A 5,294-nucleotide genomic window follows, 5' to 3' on the forward strand; every position below is an offset into this window, starting at 1 on the left:
CAAAGATTTACAAGAGCTAAGACTATCGGAGAAGATTATACCGAAGAAAAAATCAAAGCAAGAATAGATTTAGCTATTAAAAACAAAGCTAATCCTATTAAAAAACGTGTAGGAAACGTCATTGATATATCTACTAATAAAAAAGCTCAATCCTCAAAAGGTTATGAAGTTTGGGCAAGAAAACATAATATCAAAACAATGGCTGATTCTATAATCAAGCTTAGAGAACAAGGAATTAATTCAATTACACAACTCGATGATCTAATCAGAAAATCTGCTGATGATAGACAAGACTTGCTAGATAAAATAAAGAAGATTGAAACTGAAATGAAGAGTCTATCCCAAGATATGGAAAATATAAATACTATAAATAAGTATCGTGAAATATATAAATACTACAAGAAAAATCCTGAAGATAAGCAATTTGCAGATGAGTATTATAGTGAACTTTCCGTCTATAAAATAGCCGCAAAAGAAATTTTAGAAAGCTATAAAAAACTACCAAATACAAAAGAAATACTATCAAGCCTGGATAAATTGCAAGAAAAAAAGAACACCCTCATGCAAGAGTATTCTTTGAATAAACAACAATTTTCTGACCTTGTTCAGTATAGGAAAAACTATGAAAATTATTATGGAAAGGAAGTGGAGAGATAAAAAGCTATAAGCGGATATGCCTATAGCTTTTTTAAGATTATTTACAAATTTTTACTCTAAACTTATTATTTTACTTAAAGAGATCCTACTAGATGACCTACAAACATTGCTATAGGAAGTAATAAGATCAAAAGGATATTTAATGCCATAAACAACTTATCCTTTTCTTTTACACCAATTATTAAACCTATTAGTCCAATAATCGGGCAGACAAACATTGATGTGAGCCCAGTTGGTCTTAGACTTGTGCAGCGTTCAAATATATCTACTGGAAGTAGGCAAGAAATCACAAATATTACAAGTCCTAGTAAAAAAATCTTCTTACTTAATTTTTCTTTCATAAATACTCCTCTCTTGTGTTCAACTTATTAATCTTTCAACATAATCGATTTAATCATGCTTTTAGCAAAAATGTAGTTTCAGTTCCAAGAAACTGATTTTCATTGTATTTAAATCATATTATTTTTCAAATATCATTTTGAATTTTTAGCTCATCATCTACTCTTCCGTTAATTATATAGCGTCTATATTTCGATTTCAGCTAACTTTTGATATATTCATGATAAGGATACTACCAGTATTTATATATTTTTAACCATTCTTCAAATTGCCAAAAATCCTCCTATTAGATCAACTCTAAATTTTTATGAAAAATTGACAGTTTGTTAAAGTTGTGTAAACTTAAGTAAAAGTCTATTACTTAGGAATGGATAAACAAAATTACAATCTTTTATCTAATGGTATTATTTAATTATAGAGAGTAAATCTCCTTAACCTTATCAACTAATGATTTTACCTTTCCATCAGAAATAATTCCTTTAAAACTTTCATTATTCTCTATTGCATCTATATAAAAGCGAACAATCATATCGTCACTTCTATTTGGATTCGTAGATAATAGTAAATTTTCATCAAGCCATTCATCTATTTGATTAAAATACTCATCGCCTCTTATCTTAAACGTTTTTTCCTTGCTCTCTATTAGTAGGCTGAGTAATTTTTCTACATATTGACTAGCAAGTTTGATATTATTATCTTCAATATAGTGCGTTGCCAAGGATAAATAAAAATTTAAAACTATAGAAACATTTATTTGGGTAAGATTAAAAGTTTCTATTAAATCCTCCACTCTTTCCAAGGTTTCGACCCAATCCTCATCATGCAAACTGCTCTTCATCATAAGAAGAGTGATTAAATCAATTACGTTCTTATAAATCATTATTTGTAGTTTTTGATCTACTTCATTTTCCTTCTTCGTTTTTAAATAAGCTGAAGCCACTAAACAATCTTTTGATATAGATAGCATGTCCGAAGATGGCAAAATATTTAATGCTTCTTCTGATTTTCCTAAACTAATTAAACAGGCTGCCCTCAAGCTCAATGATTGTTCTTTTAATATAGGATTTTTAGAATGCTCGCACACTCTTCTTAGTATATTATTTGTGTATTCTAGATATTCCTCTTTTTTTACATCATCAGTTGCTAAATCACAATGGTTCAAAATAAACAAAGCCATATAGTATAGGAGATCAAAGCAAGAATAGTATTGTTTAATTTTAATTTTTATATCTTCTACGATACTATCCATACCTGCATCAGGGACACGATTCTCTAAGTCTATATAAAATTTTTGTATTTGAGCTGAAGATAAATCTGGATCATATCCTATTAATTCATCCACACTTATATTAAAAAAAGTGGCAAGTTTTGGTAGAAGTAAAATATCTGGATGGCTTTGACCTGTCTCCCATTTTGATACGGAAGCCTTTGTTACCATCATGAATTCTGCTAATTCTTCCTGAGTTATACCTCTTTCTTTTCGCTTCTGAAGAATAATTTCTCCAATCTTTAGCATTCCATTTTACCTCCTAACTGATTTGTTTTTTGTTTATTACAGCAATCGAAATTACAATGCACAATATAAGCAAAATACTACCTGCAATAATCGGTACATAGTAGTCATCATATCCAATTCCTTTTATAAGGTTCACAGGCTTTCCTATCAATGCAATAGGCATGTACTTAACAATTTCATCTCGAATAGATAATATAAGTTGAATCACAATCCCAGCAGTCGTTAATATTAATGTACCTATAACATTTCCTGAAATCACTCCAGCTAATGTCTCTAAGGATATTAAAAATAATCCAAATACAAAAGGAAGCAAGGCTGCCATAAGTATATTTCTTATAGGAAATGAAATCCCAAAAAAGTACTTTGTGTAGAAATAAGTGAGTATAAATGAGCAAAAGTAAGCAATAAACCACAAAATAAAATTATAAAAAATCTTCGACAGCACAACTTGATACCTTGGCAGTCCCTTAGATAACAAATTAATCAAAATTCCCTTTTGGAATTCATTCGCCATTTGTGTACTTAGTATAATGGCTAATCCAAACATACCTATCTGACTAATATTTTTAAAGAATTGTGTCCATGAATCAATTTCTGAGGGTGGTGCTACGTTAATATCTATATTTCCTGTAGCTATGGATTGAAGTATTATGGGGGTTAATTTAGCTGTCAAAGGACTTATTAACCCAATAAACAAGAACAGGATAAAGGTAGAAGTCATTTTTTTAGTCCTTGCACCTTCAATAGCTTCTTTCTTTAAAAGAGATAAAAATATCCTCATGCTTTCGTCACCTCCAGAAAAATATTTTCTAATGTAGGTTCTTCTATTTTTATTTCTAGAGGAAATATGTTTAACTTATATAGCTCACATAAAATATCAATATCTTTTAGTTGATTCTCTTCGTCTGTTAAGTATAGAGTATCTCCTTTTTCATTCGTTGCCAGATTTGAAAATTTATCTAGTAACTTAAATGCCTTTAGTTCTTTGTCAGACTTAAATCTGATTTTAATTGTGTTTTTCCTCTTTATATTTTTTAGTTCATCTATCGAACCTTCTAGTACATTTTTTCCTTTATCAAGCACCACAACATGATCACAGATTGCTTCAACATCCGATAAAATATGTGTGGAAAAAATGACAGTAGTAAAGTCTTTTATTTTTAATATGATGTCTAATATCTCTTTTCTTCCTAGTGGATCTAGGGCAGATGTGGGTTCATCACATATTAATAATTTGGGACTATTTAACAAGGCTTGGGCAATACCCAAGCGCTGTTTCATACCTCTAGAATAGCCACTAATTCTTTTATTGACATCTCTTAACCCTACCAATTCTAAAAGTTCCTCGCTCTTCTTTTTAATCTCATTTTTGCTAAGACCAGTTATAGACCCACATAAATTGAGATATTCTTTAGCAGTCATATAACCATAAAATTCAGGAACATCTGGAAGATACCCTATAAATCGATTGGTTTTTGACTGGCCAAAGCTTACTTCTTCTCCAAACACTTCAATAGAACCTTCATCCTTTTTCAAAAATCCTAAAATCATTTTCATTGTCGTAGTTTTTCCAGCGCCATTTTTGCCTAAAAAACCAAAGATTGTGTTTTCAGGAATCGACATGGACAATCCATTAATAATCGTATTTTTCCCAAAGGATTTATGAAGATTCTCGATTTTTAGTGCTTCCATTATTCGTCCTCCCTACCTATTGTTAAGTATAAGATAGGTCCAATAATTTGAATAAAAACAACTATTAAAATCCACATAGTCCTGCTGCCAAATTTATATCTATCGTGTTTTAAAACATGACTTAAAGAATAAATCATAAGTGCAATTTCTAAAATAATAATAGGTATAAGTATCGGCAAGTATTCTCTAATAATATCTGGCATTTTTTAACCCCCCTTTATTTGTATATATCATAACACCTTACTTAATCAACCGTCAAGAAACTATTAATTAACTTATCCTATTTTTATCAACTACAAGTAAACTTTTCTTAAGTATTTATTGTTGAAATTCATTTAATATATTTCTTAAATAAAAAATACTTATAAGAGTTCTTGTAACCCGCATAAAACATTGATTCCAATACTTTTATAATCTATTATCTTATTTTTTTGTCAATATTACAGTTTCCACATATTACGTCATTATACAACCTATATACATATAAAAAAAATAAAGGCAGTCCGAAGACTGCCGATATTTATCTCTCTGTACCTTTGCTATGGTCTTTCTTATTTGATTTAGTTTTTTCGTCTGTCTTAAAGCTTTTTATTTGCCCTAATATGGACTTTTTATCTTTATCTTGACTCTTTACTTGTTCTTTTGCTTTTAAGAGCTTAGAAGACAAAATACGGATATTTTTATGTTCCTTCCCGTTGTTGTCAATGCTTGTTTTTACTTGACCAAATATTTTAACAAAATCTCCTTGCTTTAAGTTCTCTATATCTTTTGTCTTATCTCCATATGCTGAACAATTGGTATAAATTTTATTCCCATCGTCATCTTTTGAAACAATTGAAAAGTTACTTACTTTAAACTTTTCTCCATTAGCATTTTCTATTTCAAGATTTTCTACTTCGCCAACTATATTACCCACGAGATTTATGAGGTCGTCTTTTTCTTCAATATCATTTGAATTTTCAACAATCTTACCTTGTTCTTTCATATCATCAATCATATAGTCAAAGTCATCACTTAGTAGACCTGTTGTATCATTGTTCATATATAAAACATAGACTTCTTCAAGTGCCTTTTCATCAGTAACGCCTTT

6 protein-coding genes and 1 pseudogene are annotated in these 5,294 nt (G+C 29.7%); 1 reads left to right on the plus strand and 6 read right to left on the minus strand.

The features are described from left to right. Window positions 1-657: pseudogene (locus tag HMPREF0077_RS09380) on the plus strand (relaxase/mobilization nuclease domain-containing protein); the annotation flags it as partial. Window positions 658-731: 74 nt separating this feature from the next. Here HMPREF0077_RS09380 and HMPREF0077_RS09385 read toward each other — a convergent pair. The 6 genes from HMPREF0077_RS09385 to HMPREF0077_RS09410 form a co-directional block, all read right to left on the minus strand. Further along, window positions 732-998 (minus strand): hypothetical protein, encoded by a 267-nt coding sequence (locus HMPREF0077_RS09385; protein ID WP_004837776.1) that lies wholly within the window; start codon window positions 996-998, stop codon window positions 732-734. 410 nt (window positions 999-1,408) lie between these two features. Further along, on the minus strand, window positions 1,409-2,512 hold the full coding sequence (locus tag HMPREF0077_RS09390) for a helix-turn-helix domain-containing protein (protein ID WP_004837777.1): 1,104 nt from the start codon (window positions 2,510-2,512) through the stop codon (window positions 1,409-1,411). Between the two features lie 13 nt (window positions 2,513-2,525). Next, complete coding sequence (locus tag HMPREF0077_RS09395; RefSeq protein ID WP_004837778.1) at window positions 2,526-3,293, minus strand: ABC transporter permease; 768 nt, start codon at window positions 3,291-3,293, stop codon at window positions 2,526-2,528. After that, complete coding sequence (locus tag HMPREF0077_RS09400) at window positions 3,290-4,204, minus strand: ABC transporter ATP-binding protein (RefSeq protein ID WP_004837779.1); 915 nt, start codon at window positions 4,202-4,204, stop codon at window positions 3,290-3,292. The genes HMPREF0077_RS09395 and HMPREF0077_RS09400 overlap by 4 nt, the downstream gene beginning before the upstream one ends. Further along, the gene (locus tag HMPREF0077_RS09405) at window positions 4,204-4,407 is read right to left on the minus strand and encodes a PLD nuclease N-terminal domain-containing protein (RefSeq protein ID WP_004837780.1); all 204 of its coding nucleotides are present in this window, start codon (window positions 4,405-4,407) and stop codon (window positions 4,204-4,206) included. Before HMPREF0077_RS09405 ends, HMPREF0077_RS09400 begins: the two co-directional genes overlap by 1 nt. A 317-nt stretch (window positions 4,408-4,724) precedes the next feature. Then, the coding region (locus HMPREF0077_RS09410; protein ID WP_004837781.1) for a hypothetical protein at window positions 4,725-5,294 on the minus strand (570 nt) is incomplete at its 5' end.

Source organism: Anaerococcus tetradius ATCC 35098 (assembly GCF_000159095.1).
In the GTDB taxonomy this organism is placed as follows: Bacteria; Bacillota; Clostridia; order Tissierellales; family Peptoniphilaceae; genus Anaerococcus; species Anaerococcus tetradius.

What these genes read in the sequence shown, in the direction of transcription:
- HMPREF0077_RS09390 (WP_004837777.1), bottom strand. Translation starts at nt 2,512, where the DNA reads ATGCTAAAGATTGGAGAAATTATTCTTCAGAAGCGAAAAGAAAGAGGT.
- HMPREF0077_RS09395 (WP_004837778.1), bottom strand. Translation starts at nt 3,293, where the DNA reads ATGAGGATATTTTTATCTCTTTTAAAGAAAGAAGCTATTGAAGGTGCA.
- HMPREF0077_RS09405 (WP_004837780.1), bottom strand. Translation starts at nt 4,407, where the DNA reads ATGCCAGATATTATTAGAGAATACTTGCCGATACTTATACCTATTATT.
- HMPREF0077_RS09385 (WP_004837776.1), bottom strand. Translation starts at nt 998, where the DNA reads ATGAAAGAAAAATTAAGTAAGAAGATTTTTTTACTAGGACTTGTAATA.
- HMPREF0077_RS09400 (WP_004837779.1), bottom strand. Translation starts at nt 4,204, where the DNA reads ATGGAAGCACTAAAAATCGAGAATCTTCATAAATCCTTTGGGAAAAAT.